Origin of the sequence: Enterocloster clostridioformis (assembly GCF_020297485.1) — a bacterium.
GTDB classification, from domain to species: Bacteria; Bacillota; Clostridia; order Lachnospirales; family Lachnospiraceae; genus Enterocloster; species Enterocloster clostridioformis.
Genome location: NZ_JAIWZC010000002.1, coordinates 1 through 15,158, shown reverse-complemented (window position 1 = coordinate 15,158; position 15,158 = coordinate 1). Strand labels below are relative to the sequence as shown.

The following is a 15,158-nucleotide window of genomic DNA, read 5'->3' as shown; positions in this document are numbered from 1 at the left end:
AGATGGAGCGGCAGGAGATGAAGAAGAGAAAATCGTTTATCACAAATATAATTCTGGCCGTACTTTGTGCATCCATTCTGATCCCCGCGGCCAGTCTGGTTGTATGGGTATTTACGGAACGATGGGCCTGGCCCGGCCTGTTTCCCCAGGTGCTCTCGGACCGGGCAGTCATGGAAATAGTCAGAAGAAAGGGAGAACTGTTCTCCCTCATGGCATCCAGCATTATGATTTCTTCCGTGGTAGCCGTCTTGTCGGCCGCAATCGGGGTACTGACATCCAGGGCCCTTATCCTGTACCGGTTCCGGGGAAAGGATTTGATGTCCTTTCTTACGGTCCTTCCCCTCATGGTACCTGCGACTGTGTTTGCCATGGGGATACAGATTACATTTATCCGCATGGGACTTAACAATACAGTGGCAGGGGTCATCCTGGCACACCTGATTTATTCCCTGCCCTACGCGGTGCGCCTTATCATGGACGGCACCCGGGCAGTGGGTATTGCGCTGGAGGAGCAGGCCCGGGTGCTGGGGGCCGGTCCCTTTCAGGCATTCAGAAGGACCACACTGCCAATGCTGGTCCCGGTGATACTGTCGGCAGTCAGCATGTCATACATTGTATCCTTTAGCCAGTATTTTCTGACGCTGCTTCTTGGAGGCGGCAGGATAAAGACATTTGCGGTTGTGATGGTACCCTATTTACAGAGCGGCAGCCGGAATATTGCTTGCGTATACAGCATTCTGTTCATGGGCATCACCCTGCTGGTATTTGCTGTGTTTGAACGGATCGCGGGGTATTGGACCGGACAGATGGCGGGAGGATATTATGAGTCTTAACATAGAAGATCTGAAGGTATCGCTTCAGAAAAAGGAGATACTGCACGGAATCAGCCTGGAAATACAGGAGGGAGAGTTTGTATCCCTCTTAGGAAAATCCGGCTGCGGAAAGACCACTCTGTTAAAATGTATAGCAGGTCTTTTGGAGCAGGAGAGCGGGGATATACGGATACAGGGAGCATCAGTGATGGACCGGCAGCCAAAGAATAGGGGAACGGTAATCGTGTTCCAGGATTTGCGGCTGTTTCCCCATATGACGGCGGAGAAAAATATCGCCTTTCCAATGGAACTTAAAAAGGTGCCGAAAAAGGAGCGGAAGGAGCGGGTGGAGGAACTGCTGCGGGCAGTGCAGCTTCCCGGATTCGGGAAGAGAAGAATGAGGGAGATGTCAGGGGGCCAGATGCAGAGAGTGGCCCTGGCCAGGGCTTTGGCGGCAGAACCCAGGGTACTGCTTCTGGACGAACCGTTTTCCGGCCTGGATGAGGGGCTGCGGACGGAGATGGCGCGGCTGGTAAGAAAACTCCATGAGGCGTGGAAAATTACAACCATTCTTGTCACCCACGACAAGGCGGAGGCTCTTCGCATGTCCGACCGAATTGCGCTGATGGAGGATGGGCAGATTCTTCAGTACGGTACTCCGGAGCAGATGTTCTGCCATCCAAAAACAAAAAAGGTGGCAGAGTACTTTGGAAAGGTAAATTATATTTCCGGGGAGGTGACAGGAGGCAGATTTGTCAGTCCTCTGTTTGAGAAAAGGACGGAATTGCCGGATGGAGCCTATGACGCCATGATACGTCCATACTCAGTGCGTCTTCAGGAGAAAGGAGATTATGCGGTGGAGGAGGTCACATTCATGGGGGAGATGACAGAGATAAGGGTAAGAGTGCCGGAGAAAATCTCTCCCGGCGGAAGCATTCTGTGCCAGAGGATGGAAGGTCCCGGCCGTCCCGGACGATTCCGGGCAGGCATGAAGGCCGGACTGGCCGTGGAAACAGAAGGAGCCGTGCTGTTTGGGCATGGTATGGCATGAGAGGAATGTGCCAGGAGGAAATATAGATGAAGAAAATTGTATTTGACTGTGACAATACCTTTGGAATAAAGAATTGCGATGTGGATGACGGGCTGGCCCTGATGTATTTGCTGGGAAGCAGGGAAGCCGAATTTCTGGGGGTCACTTCCACCTATGGCAACAGCAGCCTGGATGTGGTGCAGGAAGTGAATCTGCGGATGCTGGAAGAATTGGGACGCAGGGACATTCCCGTAAAAAGAGGCGGGGAGAAGAGAGGCTGTTACCAGAGCGAGGCTGCCGGTTTTCTGGCGGAAATGGCGGACCGCCATCCGGGGGAGCTGTCGATTCTTGCCACGGGTTCCCTGACAAACCTGAGAGGCGCCTATGAGAGGGACAGGTATTTCTTTGAAAAGGTAAAAGAGATTGTCCTGATGGGCGGAATCACAAGTCCCCTTGTATTTGATAAGAAGGTAATGAATGAGCTGAATTTTTCCTGTGACCCGCCGGCAACCAGGACCGTTCTCACAAAGGGACGGAATGTTTCCATAATGACAGGCAACAACTGCCTTAAGGTTTTATTTACAAAGCAGGAATACAGGGAACGGTTCTCAGGAAAAGAAAACAGGGCGGCAGCATATATCATGGAAAAAACAGATTATTGGTTCGGGTATAATGATGAGGATTACGGCATTCCCGGATTTTATAACTGGGATGTGACGGCCGCGGCTTATCTCATGCATCCGGAACTGTTTGAGGATGATGTAAAATGCCTGCGGGTGTCGGAGCAGGACCTGGAGACAGGGTATCTGGGAATGGATGGTGATGGGATGCGGGATGGAGCGGCAGCCGGAAAGAAAGGGGAAAGGTGTACCTGCAATCTGCCGGTCATCAGAGAGCCGGAGGCGTTTAAGGACAATATTTATGAGACATGGCTGAGCGTGCCCGGAATCAGGACCGGTGTCTGCAGACAAAATTAATTTAATCGAGCCGTCTTTGAAGGCTTCGCCTGCTCTTTCAGCCAACTTATACTTGTCTGCAAGTTAAAAGGACCCTTAAAATGAAAGGGTCCTTTGTGGGTGCGCCCGGCGGGCGCACGTTCTAACGGGTGAAAGTCCCTGACCCGCCCGGCAGTGGGAAGGGTGCAGCCAATGGCAAGGGCGTCATCGTGAGGTGGGGTCTGAAGGAAGCCGGAGGCAAACCACTGGCCTGTAAAAGTTGTCCGGATAGGCTGTGAAGCGTGGATGAGGTTGCCTAACAAACTAAAGTCCAATAACTGCACGGAACGCCAGCAGTAAACGGGGCAGGTATAAGTGGGAAAGAACGTGTGAGTACCCGGGGAGGTCTCACGGACGTGAAAGTGGCGATAAAACATTCGCTGTCACGGAGTAAAGCCTGCCGTGAGAAGTCAGCAGAGGTCATAGTACCGGGCGGTCGCAAACGCACCGGGAAGGACTGAACAGTAGGAGGTGTCGTTACCAAATGGAAACCGGACATGGAATTAAGTACAGACAACTTCATATTGAGGACTACCTGCGAGAGATACCTGCGGAACAGGGAAGGGAAACAGGAGAGTACGCCCATGAAAGGATTACCGGGAACCCCGACACCAACACGGACTTTCGGACGGACAACCTGCTAGATACGATTCTTAGAAGCGACAATCTAAATGCCGCCTATAAGAAGGTCAAAACGAACAAAGGCGTTGGTGGGATTGACGGAATGCAGGTGGATGAACTTCTACCCTACCTGAGAGAACACCAGTCCGAATTGGTCGAGCAGGTGAGGGAAGGCAAATACAAGCCAAACCCAGTCCGAAGGGTAGAAATACCCAAAGAGGAGAAAGGAAAAACAAGGAAACTGGGGATACCCACGGTGACTTCATACTGCACACCTCCCAACGATGTTTTGGAATGCTGCCTCCAGCTATACGGAAGGCAGCTGGTTTCAGGGTAAAGAAAACCTATGTATAAAGAGCTTTTATTGATTCCAGATTGGTATCATCGATCAATACCTCCCAAGGCCACCCGGGATGCTGCTTTTTGGCGGGGATCTTTCCCGCAGAGATGCCATAATAGATCTTTCCGGTGGATATGCCCAGCAGGCTGGCGGCTTCAGCAACAGAGATGCCTTGACGGTTTCTCTGGTAAGGGCCGGAAATAGCATGCTTGTAACGGATCCGTCTGACACCGGCATAAGTGAAGTTTTTTCCTTCCGGGGTGGTCAGGCCGTCCTGGTTCAGACAGTCGGCGATCTCGTAATCATCCATGGATGAAGCGAGATCACGGATGATGGTGATGGTATCATCCGTGTGCCGCCTGCGGTCCGCGCAGGGGAGGGGCTTTTTTAAGGATAAGTGTTCGACTCTGCAGCTGCGGAAACGGATGCCTATTGAAAAATCAGGACATCTTTTTTCTGACAGGACGGTGATATCTTCAATCAGGACACGTATAATGCGCTTCTTCTCCACTGGTGTTGAAGAGGGTGCGTTCCAGATCTCAGGGATCCTGCGGGCAAGGTCCAGGATGTCCTTTTCCTCTTCTTCGGAAGGGACCCAGGTTTTTTTTGAACGGTATGCAGCGTAATCCTGCTTTGCTTTTTCCAGATCCTTGAGCTTCTGGTCCCAATTCGCTTCCAGGGAACGGACAACGAGCCGGTTTTCCGGATCTGCAAGCATGAACTGCCTTTCTGCACGGTCTGCTTCGTAATGTGCCCGTTCGACTGCAAGGAGCCATTGCTTATCCGACATCCTGTCCGTGTCATTGATACTGTGCATCACCTTCAGGGAGATTTCCAGTTCCGAAGGCTTCATAATGGAGAGGATCTTATCGGATACAGCCTGGTCGAGGGGAACGGCAGGGACGGAGGAACAGGTGGCCTTGTTGCCGTGTTTCCAGCGGCCGACGCATTCGTACAGGGGGCGTATGCCGCCATTCCCGGTATAACGGACAGTCATGCGGCGGCCGCACTTGCCGCAGATCAGGAGTCCCGGGAGGAGGGGCGCATGACGCACTGGAAAGATGCAGGAAATATATCAACGAAGGATATGTCTGCGTGGTCAGCATGGATTTACAATCCTACTTTGACACGGTGAACCACAGCAAGCTGATAGAGGTGCTGTCGAGGACGGTGAAGGACGGGAGGGTAATCTCGCTGATACACAAGTACCTGAAAGCCGGAGTAATGGAGGACGGAGGATTTCACGCAGCGACCGAGGGCGTGCCGCAGGGAGGCCCGCTAAGTCCCTCGTGTGGAAATGTCATGCTGAATGAGTTGGACAAGGAACTGGAGAGCAGGGGACACAAGTATGTGAGGTATGCGGATGACTGCCTGATTCTGTGCAAAAGCAGGAAAAGCGCAGAGAGGACGATGGAAAACATTGTGCCATTCATCACAGGAAAACTGTTTCTGAAAGTCAATCTCCAGAAAACGACAGAGAGCCACGTCAGCAAGATAAAATACCTGGGCTACGGCTTTTACCGGCATAAAGGGAAATGCCGCGCATGAGGATACACCCGAAGTCGGTGGCAAAAATGAAGAACCGGATACGGGAGCTGACAACCAGAGGGAACAAATGGAGCAATCAGGAGAGGGAAGAAAAACGCCGAAGCTATGCAAGGGGATGGATTAACTATTATCGATATGCAGACATGAAAAGCCTGATGGAACAGACGGATGAGTGGCTGCGCCACAGAATCCGAGCGGTGTACTGGAAACAATGGAAGAAGGTACGCACAAGATATAAAATGTTGCGGGCGTTACATTTACCGGAGTGGAAGGTGCATGAGATGGCGAACTGCCGAAAGGGAGTGTGGAGAGCGGCGGGAATGCTCAACTCGGCACTCACCAAAAGAATCATAGTGGACAGACTTGGTTATCCCGATATGACTGCCCACTATCTGAAAGTCCGAGTAAACTATTGAACCGCGTAGTACCGAACGGTACGCTACGTGGTGTGGAAGGGGAGGTTAAAATCTCCCCTATCCGATTATTATAATCATTTTGCCAGTCTGGACGTCAGGAAGCTTAAGGACGCACCAAAAGTTTGGCGGCCGTCATGCGTTCCACAATCTCATACATGTTGGTGACGCTGCCAACCTGAAGCTTTTCGCTTAATCCATAGAAATTCAGGCAGGTTCCGCAGGTGAGAATCTCCACTCCCTGGGATTCCAGGGATTTCAAATCCTCCAGGTTGTCGGAACCTTCGCAGGAAAGATAGGCGCCGCTGTTATACAGAAGAATCGTTTCCGGCAGAGCGTCCTGCTGGGTAAGCGCGTAGACAAACCCCTTCATCAGAGCCTTTCCAAGTTCAGGGTCGCCGTGACCCATAAGGTTGGAGGACAGAACCACTGTCATGCCCTTTTTGCGGCTGTCCGGCTGGCAGGCCACTGGTTCCTCACCTGAATCATCCGCCGCACCGGAGACAGGGGTTACTCCCTGGCCAACTGCGATTTTTACGGAAAATTCATTATCGCTTATTTTCTCGGAAACAGCCGAAAGGCCTTTGCTGGCAGCCATCTTGCTCAGGTTCTGGACTGCAATCTCGTTGTCTACCAATACCTCAACCGTCTCTCCCGGATTGCAGGATTCCAATGCCTTCTTAGTGTCAATGACAGGTCTTGGGCACTGCTTTCCGCGTTCATCTAATTTCATGATTCGTATCCTCCTTAAATATGTATCTGATTCTTCCTATTCCCGGAAGTGTGCTTTGAAATTATCATCACATGTCTCTAATTATAGCAGGTTTGGAAGTGTATGCAAACGCTTTTGCCCCTTTACAGGGCCTGCATTTATTTTTTCTATAGTGAAAAGATAACTATATTTTTTATCTATACGGATGCGGTTCTGTTTCCTGTTTTCCGTACAGTTTATTCCGGTAAGTCTGCACGGGAGCCGCCCCGTCCGGAACCGTGTAAAAATAATTCAGGGCAGCCGGTTGTTGACTCCCACTTAACGGGAAAATCCGCTAAAAATCCGCAAACGGTTATTAATCGGGGGCATCGGAGCTGAGGCAGCTCTCGCGTTCCACCATATGGTATGGAAGTACGATTTTCATAGGAAGATGATGTCCTCCTTCAATCCTGTCGATCAGGATTTTTGCGGTCATCCGTCCCATTTCAGCCAGGGGAAGATGAATGGTAGTCAGCGTCGGGTCTAAGTATTGCCCCACATTGATATCGTCCATGCTGATAATGGATATATCTCCGGGGACAGTCAGCCCGAATTCCCTGATTGCGCGCATGGCTCCGATTGCGATAACATCATTGGAGCATAAACATGCCGTGGGGCTTAATCCGGATTTCAGAAGTTCGCCTGCCCCCAGATACCCGCCTTCCATGGAAATGGGGACAAGCTTTACACAGGATTCACGGCAGGGAATGCCATGCTCCTTCAGGGACGCGCAGTACCCCAGGAAAGGGACGCTATATCCGCGGCCGCCTATATAGGCAATTTGCCTGTGGCCTGACAGGATCAGGCGGTCTGCTGCATCGGAGGCAGCCCGTTGTCCGTCACAGACAATCTGGTCCAGGCCGGCGTCCAGATATTCAAAGCCCGTGTAGATGATATGCCGGGGAGTCCGTTGGGAAAGGTATTGCCCGGTGGAATCCGTGTCCGCAAGGCTGCTGCCGATTATGGCGATTCCGTCCACGCTGGAATTTGCCATCATGTCAAAAGCCGGGGGAAGGAAGCCGTCAAGGGAAGACAGGCTGTATTTCAAGCTGTAATCATGTATGCGTGCTTCCTCCTCCATGCCTTTCACCAGGACGGCGCGCGCCAGCTCGCTGCCAATGTCGGCAGCCTGGGCGAACAGGCATGCGATGGAGCGGCATGCATTACCGTTCTCGCGGACGGAATGCATTTTTAAATTCCGCGCATGAGCATTGGGGGTATAGCCGGTCCTCTGCGCGATTTCCAGTATTCTTTTCCGGACTTCCTTGCCTGCGGGGGACTTTCCGCTTTTATTGATTACGCGGGAGACCGTGGATACGGAAACTCCGGCTTCGGCAGCGATTTCTTTCAGTGTCATGGAATCTGCCTCCAGATGCCCTTATCTGCCAACAGCGGCGTACGTTTAATCATAATAACCTCCAGGAACATAAAAAACGCCGGAAGAAGCAGACTGTTTCAACAGTCCGGTGCGTCTTCGTGGCGTTTTATCCATTTTATTTTAATGTTGCTGCGTTCATTTCAAATCGTAAACAGACTTCTCTTGGAGAAGGACATGGTCTTCGTGACAATGATTGATTTAAGTATATAGAGCCTTATATGATTTGTCAATGGAAAGACCGGGAGTGTTTACCCGGTTTTCTTTTACGGTTGAAATAAAGGCGATAAGGTTCCGGGAAGAAGCAGGTATTGATGCCTGAAGCTGGGGGACTGCCGTGAGGAGGAGAATCCACATGTTAATTTTCATCCAGCTTGTCAAGCGCCTGGGCAATGTTGAACGCATGGTCGCCGATGCGCTCATAATCGGTCAGGATTTCCGAATACAGGATGGAAGTTTCCACATGACATTTCCCCTTTCTCATGCGCTCAATCTGGTTGGAACGGTACCGGGCTGTCCGCCTGTCAATGTCCTGTTCCAGAAGCAGAGCCTGTTCCGGAAGGGAGTCCTGCTCTGGCCGGGGTTTGGACTCAGCGATGCAGGCGCTGCAAATCAGGCGTACGGCGCCCATGCATGAGGTCCTCATATCGGCCAGCTCAGCAGATGCCTGGGAAGAAAGCTCCAGCCTGCGCTCCATCATGGTCCGGGCATAGCCCGCGATATTTGTTGCGTGGTCGCCAATGCGTTCCACATTTCCGATGATGGAGAACATGCGGTTAAGCGCATTTACCTCGGACGGGGAATTTTCCACGGCAAGTACCCTGGAAATCCTCCTGGACAGCCGGGCATTGTAAAGGTCAATCTCTTCCTCGCGTTTTTGAATCTGCTCCAATTCGTCCTCATCCCTATGCACGAACGCCAGAAAACTGGTTTCAACATTGGCGGCAGCCAGAGCAAGCATCTGACCGATGTCCTCATTCAGCTGCTTCCTTGCTATGACAGATACGCCAAGTACATGTTCAGAGGCCAGCAAATCCTCAAACCAGCGCTCATCATCCGTTGTATTCTGTGGCTTGTCCGGCAGAAGCTTTTCGGAAATCCGTGCAAGCTGCGTGCCGAAGGGCAGCAGAAGCAGGGTTGTAACAATGTTGAACAGGGTATGCACATTGGCAATCTGTGCCGCGGGATTATCCGGCGTGAACGAGGCCATCCACTGGGTAAAGGGTGACACCAGACAGACCAAAGTAAACACAGCTGTGCCAATGACATTGAATATCAGGTGAATCAGGGTGGTCCGTTTGGCGTCGCGGTTTGCCCCGATAGAGGCCAGGACAGCCGTGATGCAGGTGCCGATATTCTGACCGAACAGCACAAAGACCGCGCTGTCCAGTCCGATTAATCCGCTTACGGCCAGGGCCTGAAGAATACCAACGGATGCAGAAGAAGACTGGATGACAGCAGTAAAAGCAGCTCCTGCCAGAATCCCCAGAAAGGGATTGGAAAACTTTGTCATCAAATTGACAAAATGCCGGGAATCACGCAGCGGTATCATTGCGGCGCTCATCATTTCCATGCCAAGAAAGAGGATACCCAGACCCGCAATAATCCCTCCGGCAAACTGGACCTTTTTTTGCTTGACAAAAAGAATCAGAGCAACACCTGCAAATGCAATCAACGGCGCGACGGCCCCGATGTCCAGGGCTATGAGCTGCCCGGTCACGGTGGTTCCGATATTGGCACCCATGATGATCCAGACAGCCTGCTTAAGCGTCATGAGCTGGGAGTTGACGAAGCCCACCACCATGACGGTTGTGGCGGATGAGGACTGGATGATTGCCGTGATTCCGGCCCCCACGAACACGCCTAAAAACCGATTGGCAGTCAGGCGCTCCAGTATCTGCTTCATGCGGCTGCCGGCTGCGGCCTCCAGATTGGTGCTCATCATCTGCATCCCGTACAGAAATAACGCCAGCCCTCCCAGCAGACTGAAAAACGATTGAATACTCACAATGACTCCTCCTTTTACATGTTTGACAGTGTTGTGCGGAAAGAAAAAGGCATGACCCGCATCCATGTGAATGAATGCGGGTCATGCCTTTTTTTGAACATATGAAGTGTGGTTATGGTGAAAATTTGGTCATCGTCGTTGACGGTGGCGTCCATATGTATGTCATTTTCCTTCCGGTGTTTTATATATGGAAATATCCTGTCCTGCTGGAATTATATGAGGATAAAGGGACAATGTCAACGGGATGGGAGGAATATTAACGATACTTTAATGCAATATAATTACGCCTGGTGCTTTTCACTGCAGAGAAACAGAGGACGAGTTCACCAGCTCATCAATCGGAATCTGCTCAACCTCATGGAAATATTTCAGTATTAATTCCTGAAAATACTGTGTATAGGTGGAGAGGTAACGGTCCTTGTGATGAATCACGGATATCTGCTGAAGAAGGGGCATCGAATTCTGGTCCCGGTCCCAGGGCGGATTTGCAGGAATCACGGATGAAACCAAGTTTTATATGAATGAAAATGGAAATCCGAAACCCCTAACATTATATTCGGGGTATCCGACGGAGTGCTGGCTGTAAAAGGCATTAATTATTGATGGCTTTATTCGTTCCAATCACACCCAGGATGTAACTGCTCAGCAGGAAACCGGCGCCGGCGCACACAGCCATGATGAGAAATACAATGCGGTAGCCGCTGATACCCGGATTGCGGTCCAGAATGTTTCCGTAGACGGAGTACAGAAATGCGCCCGGCAGATAACCGATGAAGGAACCCAGCGACATGGCGGAGCCGGTTATCTCCCTGGGAACATTGATTTCGTCCATGGGTGCGAAGAATATGGCGCGCATGCTGAATACACAGGCGCCGATGCTGAGGGTCATGAGCATGCCGAAGTATACGTTCATGCTGCTGTGAGGCAGGAAAGCGAAGACAGTCAGGGCCGCCCCTGTAATTACGAATACGACCCGAAGATATCTGGTTGCTGAATGGAAGACCTTGTCGGTGAGATAGCCGCCGACAGGGCCTCCCAGCATTTTAAGGGCATATTGGTTGATGATTCCGTAGGCGCCTGCCAGGACAGCGGGCATGGCATAAAGGTCCTTGAGGAAGGGAATGAAATATGTAAGTCCGCAGTAAACACAGTAGACGGCAAATACATTAAATGATACCAGCCAGATGTTCCTGTTCTTAAGGGCGAGCATGACATTATCCATGGCAGCCTTGTTTTTGCTTACCTTTTCACCGGCAGCATTGACAGCCTTAATCTCATCCGGTTCAAGAAGGAAATAGGCGATGATGCCGATTACCATGGGAACGGCTGAGTAAAAGAGAATGGCTGCCTTCAGGCTGGCGGCATTGCTCCCTATTAATGCGAAGACACCCAGTGCGCCAAAGGCAATGATGGTATCCACAAGCCCGCGTCCGGCTTCCATGATTCCGAACATGCGCCCCTGCTCTTCCTCTGTTCCCAGAAGCCGGACCGCCTTCAACATGGTGGGCCAGTAGAGCATGTCCGCGCAGACGGCAAGACCGCAGTTGATTAACAGAAAGAGCCAGTACGGCGGGAAGGCGGAAAGACCGATGCCCAGTAATCCGATACCCAGCAGGGACATGGGAATCATGATTTTTTTAGATACCCGGTCCGTAAGATAGATGGAAATCAGGAATCCGAAGGTGGAAATCAGCCCTGCCACGCTCATGGCCGTACCAATCTGTGTGTGGGACAGCCCCATGAATTCCTGCATGGGAACATAGAACGCGTCCTTTAAGCATCCCAGCTTATAAATGGTCCCGGCGCCCAATACCAATGTACCAAATGAAATCCATTTCTTTGATTGACTGTTGTCTGCATTTGTTTTCATTTTTTCATCTCCTCATTATATTTACCATTTGTTTCCGTACTCTTAGTATATGTGACGAAATGAGCTGAGTCAAGCTAAGATGAGTTAAAACGAGCTGTTTTGTGGAATATATACGAAAATAAATAAGTTAATTTGTGGCGTTTTGCGGAGAAAAATAGTTGAATGATGTGCTTACATGTGCTAAAATAAGTTAAACTAAGCAAAACCAGAGGTGAGCAGGGAAACAAAACAGAAAGGAGCGTTTGCGGATGCTGGCAGAACAACGGTATCAAAAGATAATAAGCCTGATGCAGACAGACGGAAGCGTCAGGGTCGCGGATTTAAAAAAGAAGATGGGAGTCTCTCCTGAAACAGTCCGCAGGGACCTGGAGAACATGGAAGCCCTTGGACTGATACGCCGTACAAGGGGAGGGGCTTTTCTGGCGGATAGGGAAAATATGCCTGGGGAGCAGAACATCCAATACCAGAATTTTTCAGCCAGGGAAAGGGAAAACCTGGAGAGCAAGGTGGAGATTGCAGAATTTGCGGTCCGTTTTATTAAGGAGGGTCAGTCCATAGCCCTGGACTCCGGAACCACTTCCTATGAGCTGGCCCGCGCCATAAAGAGGACATTCCGTTCACTGACCGTGGTCACCAATTCCATTGCTATTTTAAATGAACTGGCTGATGCAAAGGGAATCACACTCATTGCAACGGGCGGCGTATACCGCCCTGAGGAGCTGGCCTTTGTGTCTGATATTGCAGGCATGATATTTTCCAAATTAAGCATCAACTTATTTTTTCTGACCACCTGCGGCATTTCGGTTGACCGGGGAATCACCTACCAGCGTATGGATGAAATCATTGTGCAGGAAAAGATGATGGAGGCCTCAGACCAGACCATTGTCATTGCGGACAGTACCAAGCTGGGCGTGAATTCACTGGTAAAGATGTGCGACATCGACCGGGTGGGGATGATTATTACGGATTCCGAGGCAGCAAAGGAGCAGATACAGCCCTTTGAACAGGCAGGCATCAGGGTCGAGAAACCGGAAAAACAGGGGGATAAAGGTCATGGAGCAAAATAAGGTAAGTGTATTGCTGGTATCGGTGGACGCATTGAAGCCGGAGTTTGTTTTTGAACAGGAACGTCTGGGAATCAGCCTTCCTAATATAAGTAAATATTTTGTGGAGAATGGTACCTTTGCAGGCCAGGGCGTGCAGAGTGTGTTTCCTACCTTTACCTATCCCTGCCACCAGAGCATCATCACAGGTACCAATCCCGCTGTCCACGGCATATATAACAATGGAATATTTGACCCCATGGAGGAGCATATGGGAGCATGGCATTGGTTTACCAGCAGAAAAGTGGAAAATCTGTGGGAGGCTGCCGGAAAACACGGATATCTGTCTGCCAGCGTGGCATTTCCCACATCAGTGGCTGCCGGGGGAGATTTTATGGCGCCGGAATTCTGGTGGGATGGAACAGAGCTGGACAGCCGGTTTATCGACGCCATGTCCGTGCCGCAGGGCATGGTTCTGGAGATGGAGGAGGAAATTGGAAGGTATGCAGGAGGCCTGGACCTGACGGAAGCCGGGGACAGGCAGCGGTACAAGGCAGCCATGTGGGTATTGGACCATAAGCTGGCGCCCAGGGTAAAGGAACAGCCTTTTTTCATGTCAGCCTACTTTGCGTCCTTTGACGAGATGGCCCATGAGTATGGGGTATACAGCAAAGAGGCTGCCCATGCGGTTGAGGCCATTGACAGAATGCTGGGAGACTTGGTTGAGAAGGTACATGGAATAACGGATGACCAGGCGGTTGTCTGCGTTGTTTCCGACCATGGGACACTGGACAATCGGTATAATATCCGGCCTAATGTGAAGCTGAGGGAAGCAGGGCTTATCACTACAGATGAAAATGGCAGGGTAACGGACTGGAAAGCCTGGTCCCAGCGTGCAGGGGGCATGTCTGAAATCCGGCTGAAGGACGGGCAGGATGAAGATGCCGGAAAAAAGCTGGAGCAGGTAATGAAGGAGCTGTCATCCAATCCGTATTTGGGCATTCTGGAGGTACTGGACCGGAAACAGGCCATAGAACGAGGCGGTTTCCCTCTGGCTGACTATGTGCTGGTCTCTCAAAAGGGATATGAAATACGGGACGATGTGCAGGGGGATTACTGTACGGAAAAACTGCACCAGAAAGCCCAGCATGGCTACTGTGAAAACTTCGAGGAAATGAGGGCGTCTTTCATGATAGAAGGATGCGGGATAGAACGGAAACACGATATAGGCTCCATGAAGCTGATTGACATAGCGCCTACTCTGGCAGCTGTCATGGGATTTCATATGCCGCAGGCAGAGGGAAGGAACCGGTTGGAGTGATGAAAACAGCAGAGGCAGTTCTGGGGAATCTGGCCGGCCTGCTGTGGGGAAACTGGATGCTGTTTGTATTGCTGGGGCTGGGCGTGTTTTATACCATTGCCACGGGCTGCATCCAGTTCAGGTCCATCCCCTGGATTATAAAGGAATTCTGCAAAAAAGAAGATAGAACAGAACCATCCCGGAACCATAAGGGAACCGTGTCCTCCGTCCAGGCTCTTTATATGGCAATCGCAAGCTGTGTGGGAAGCGGGAATATCGTGGGGGTTGCCACTGCATTGATTGGTGGAGGTCCGGGCGCCCTGTTCTGGATGTGGGCGGCTGCATTTTTAGGAATGGCCACCAAATATGCGGAAATCGTACTGGGTCTGGTGTTCCGTCAAAAAGGCGTGGACGGAAGCTATTACGGCGGTCCCATGTATTATATTGAAAAGGGACTCCATACACGGTGTCTGGGCGTGGCCGCGGCTGTCCTTCTGTTTTTCCAGAATGCAGGCGGAACCCTGATTCAGTCCAATACCATATCAGGCGCAGCCTATCAGGTGTTCGGGGTCCCGAAGCTGTGTACCGGTGTTGTATTGGCGGCTGCCATGATTTTTATCATTGGCGGAGGGTTGAAACGTCTGGCGGATACAGCCCAGAAAGTCGTGCCAATCATGGCGTCGCTGTATATTGTGGGAGGCGCTGTGGTGGTGTTTGCCAATCTGGAATCCATTCTGCCCATGCTGAACCGCATTTTCCGGGAAGCATGTTCCATGAAGGCGGGGATGGGGGCCGCGGCAGGGCTGACAATGAAGGAGGGCCATGCGGTTCGGCGTGGCCAGGGGACTGTATTCCAACGAGGCAGGCGAAGGTTCTGCGGCCGTCATCCATTTCCGCGGCCCAGGTAGACCATCCGGCCAGACAGGGCTTTACGGTGTGGCGGAGGTGCTGGTGGATACCATGGTTATATGCAGTACCACTGGCTTTTCCATCCTGGCAAGCGGTGTGCCCCTGGAAGGGGCAAATGCGGCATCCCTGGCAGCGGAGGCATT

General features: G+C 51.3%; 17 protein-coding genes. 10 read left to right on the top strand and 7 right to left on the bottom strand.

The features are described from left to right. The first annotated feature begins 2 nt into the window (after nucleotides 1–2). From LA360_RS27160 to LA360_RS27150, 3 genes are read left to right on the top strand one after another with little or no spacing between them, the layout of a single operon-like run. Complete coding sequence (locus tag LA360_RS27160; RefSeq protein ID WP_002595699.1) at nucleotides 3–833, top strand: ABC transporter permease; 831 nt, start codon at nucleotides 3–5, stop codon at nucleotides 831–833. Continuing rightward, nucleotides 823–1,863, top strand: a complete 1,041-nt coding sequence (locus LA360_RS27155; protein WP_022200628.1) for an ABC transporter ATP-binding protein — start codon at nucleotides 823–825, stop codon at nucleotides 1,861–1,863. Before LA360_RS27160 ends, LA360_RS27155 begins: the two co-directional genes overlap by 11 nt. A gap of 26 nt (nucleotides 1,864–1,889) precedes the next feature. Further along, nucleotides 1,890–2,819: a nucleoside hydrolase gene (locus tag LA360_RS27150; protein WP_022200627.1), complete on the top strand. Its 930-nt coding sequence runs from the start codon at nucleotides 1,890–1,892 to the stop codon at nucleotides 2,817–2,819. Here LA360_RS27150 and LA360_RS27145 read toward each other — a convergent pair. After that, nucleotides 2,816–3,100 (bottom strand): hypothetical protein, encoded by a 285-nt coding sequence (locus LA360_RS27145; protein ID WP_146774925.1) that lies wholly within the window; start codon nucleotides 3,098–3,100, stop codon nucleotides 2,816–2,818. The genes LA360_RS27150 and LA360_RS27145 overlap by 4 nt on opposite strands. A gap of 221 nt (nucleotides 3,101–3,321) precedes the next feature. Here LA360_RS27145 and LA360_RS27140 point away from each other — a divergent pair, with 221 nt between their 5' ends. After that, nucleotides 3,322–3,795, top strand: a complete 474-nt coding sequence (locus tag LA360_RS27140; RefSeq protein ID WP_225537812.1) for a reverse transcriptase family protein — start codon at nucleotides 3,322–3,324, stop codon at nucleotides 3,793–3,795. 7 nt (nucleotides 3,796–3,802) lie between these two features. On the opposite strand, the gene LA360_RS27135 is transcribed toward LA360_RS27140, so the two are convergent. Continuing rightward, the gene (locus LA360_RS27135) at nucleotides 3,803–4,795 is read right to left on the bottom strand and encodes a hypothetical protein (RefSeq protein WP_242997630.1); all 993 of its coding nucleotides are present in this window, start codon (nucleotides 4,793–4,795) and stop codon (nucleotides 3,803–3,805) included. 107 nt (nucleotides 4,796–4,902) lie between these two features. On the opposite strand from LA360_RS27135, the gene LA360_RS27130 reads away from it, so the two are divergent. Together LA360_RS27130 and LA360_RS27125 are read left to right on the top strand one after the other, a co-directional pair. Then, a complete protein-coding gene (locus tag LA360_RS27130) occupies nucleotides 4,903–5,346 on the top strand; it encodes a reverse transcriptase domain-containing protein (protein WP_465220224.1) in 444 nt (147 codons plus the stop codon). A gap of 26 nt (nucleotides 5,347–5,372) precedes the next feature. Beyond that, entirely contained in the window at nucleotides 5,373–5,762 is a 390-nt protein-coding gene (locus tag LA360_RS27125) for a group II intron maturase-specific domain-containing protein (RefSeq protein WP_225537842.1), read from the top strand. Nucleotides 5,763–5,865: 103 nt separating this feature from the next. On the opposite strand, the gene yedF is transcribed toward LA360_RS27125, so the two are convergent. From yedF to LA360_RS27100, 5 genes are all read right to left on the bottom strand, one after another. Further along, a complete protein-coding gene (gene yedF / locus LA360_RS27120) occupies nucleotides 5,866–6,492 on the bottom strand; it encodes a sulfurtransferase-like selenium metabolism protein YedF (RefSeq protein WP_022201696.1) in 627 nt (208 codons plus the stop codon). Nucleotides 6,493–6,826: 334 nt separating this feature from the next. Continuing rightward, the gene (locus LA360_RS27115) at nucleotides 6,827–7,867 is read right to left on the bottom strand and encodes a LacI family DNA-binding transcriptional regulator (RefSeq protein WP_057572820.1); all 1,041 of its coding nucleotides are present in this window, start codon (nucleotides 7,865–7,867) and stop codon (nucleotides 6,827–6,829) included. A 376-nt stretch (nucleotides 7,868–8,243) separates the two neighbouring features. Next, nucleotides 8,244–9,893 (bottom strand): Na/Pi cotransporter family protein, encoded by a 1,650-nt coding sequence (locus LA360_RS27110; protein WP_022201694.1) that lies wholly within the window; start codon nucleotides 9,891–9,893, stop codon nucleotides 8,244–8,246. A 297-nt stretch (nucleotides 9,894–10,190) separates the two neighbouring features. Then, a complete protein-coding gene (locus LA360_RS27105) occupies nucleotides 10,191–10,349 on the bottom strand; it encodes a hypothetical protein (RefSeq protein WP_225537236.1) in 159 nt (52 codons plus the stop codon). Nucleotides 10,350–10,485: 136 nt separating this feature from the next. Next, on the bottom strand, nucleotides 10,486–11,763 hold the full coding sequence (locus LA360_RS27100; protein WP_022201693.1) for an MFS transporter: 1,278 nt from the start codon (nucleotides 11,761–11,763) through the stop codon (nucleotides 10,486–10,488). Nucleotides 11,764–12,011: 248 nt separating this feature from the next. On the opposite strand from LA360_RS27100, the gene LA360_RS27095 reads away from it, so the two are divergent. The 4 genes from LA360_RS27095 to LA360_RS32040 form a co-directional block, all read left to right on the top strand. Further along, entirely contained in the window at nucleotides 12,012–12,830 is an 819-nt protein-coding gene (locus LA360_RS27095; protein ID WP_022201692.1) for a DeoR/GlpR family DNA-binding transcription regulator, read from the top strand. Beyond that, entirely contained in the window at nucleotides 12,817–14,127 is a 1,311-nt protein-coding gene (locus tag LA360_RS27090; protein WP_022201691.1) for an alkaline phosphatase family protein, read from the top strand. The genes LA360_RS27095 and LA360_RS27090 overlap by 14 nt, the downstream gene beginning before the upstream one ends. Further along, the gene (locus tag LA360_RS27085; RefSeq protein WP_263870330.1) at nucleotides 14,127–15,014 is read left to right on the top strand and encodes an alanine/glycine:cation symporter family protein; all 888 of its coding nucleotides are present in this window, start codon (nucleotides 14,127–14,129) and stop codon (nucleotides 15,012–15,014) included. Before LA360_RS27090 ends, LA360_RS27085 begins: the two co-directional genes overlap by 1 nt. Continuing rightward, the coding region (locus tag LA360_RS32040; protein ID WP_416824171.1) for an alanine:cation symporter family protein at nucleotides 14,929–15,158 on the top strand (230 nt) is incomplete at its 3' end. The genes LA360_RS27085 and LA360_RS32040, both read left to right, overlap by 86 nt.